We start from the raw sequence: 799 nt of genomic DNA, 5'->3' as shown, positions 1-799 counted from the left end.
GCGGAAGCCACCGCGGTCGCCACCGGCCGGACGGTCGTCGCGACGGAAGCCACCGCGGTCGCCACCACGGTCATCGCGGTCCCGGCCGTACCCGCCGGACGGACGGTCGTCGCGGCGGGGGCCGCCACGGTCGTCGCGGCGGTCGTCGCGGCGCGGACCACGGTCGTTCGACCAGCCCCCGCGAGACCGGGGCTCGTAGCCGCGGCCGTCGTCCGATCGACGCTCGGGACGGTCCTGAGGCTGGTTCGCCATCGTGGTGACTCCTTCTGCTGCTTCATCTCCACCGCGGCCCGGGCAGCACCACTGCCCTCACGCGGTTCGGTGCCGACCTTCTGGCCGTGCACCATCTCCATTGTCCGGCATCCGGGGACGCTCCGCGTCCGGGCGGAAGTCCCGTTCTACCTGTCGTGCACACCTGCGCACATACGCAAAAAAGCCGCGGCCCCCAGCGAATCGCTGGGGGCCGCGGCTTTGAATAATTGTTCGGCGGCGTCCTACTCTCCCACAGGGTCCCCCCTGCAGTACCATCGGCGCTGTGAGGCTTAGCTTCCGGGTTCGGAATGTAACCGGGCGTTTCCCTCACGCTATGACCACCGAAACCCTATCGGGTATTCAGCGAAACACACTCTTCAGTTGATAAGTGTTTCTTTGTTCGCCGGCGATAGCTGTTCGCTACCCGGGAACCACACAGTGAACGCGAGCGTCTGAGGACAAGCCCTCGGCCTATTAGTACCGGTCAACTCCACCCCTCACAGGGCTTCCATATCCGGCCTATCAACCCAGTCGTCTACTGGGAGCC

The 799-nt window shown here is 66.2% G+C and carries 2 rRNA genes and 1 pseudogene; all 3 read right to left on the bottom strand.

Going from position 1 to position 799, the window contains the following annotated elements:
- Positions 1 to 284: pseudogene (locus ABT093_RS16855) on the bottom strand (hypothetical protein); the annotation flags it as partial.
- 197 nt (positions 285 to 481) lie between these two features.
- Positions 482 to 598 (bottom strand): 5S ribosomal RNA (rrf, locus tag ABT093_RS16850).
- A gap of 108 nt (positions 599 to 706) precedes the next feature.
- Positions 707 to 799 (bottom strand): 23S ribosomal RNA (locus tag ABT093_RS16845); the annotation flags it as partial.

Origin of the sequence: Kitasatospora sp. NPDC002551, assembly GCF_040296005.1 — a bacterium.
Taxonomy (GTDB): Bacteria; Actinomycetota; Actinomycetes; order Streptomycetales; family Streptomycetaceae; genus Kitasatospora.
Note: the sequence above shows the minus strand (reverse complement) of the source record. Positions and strands in the feature narration are given on the sequence as shown.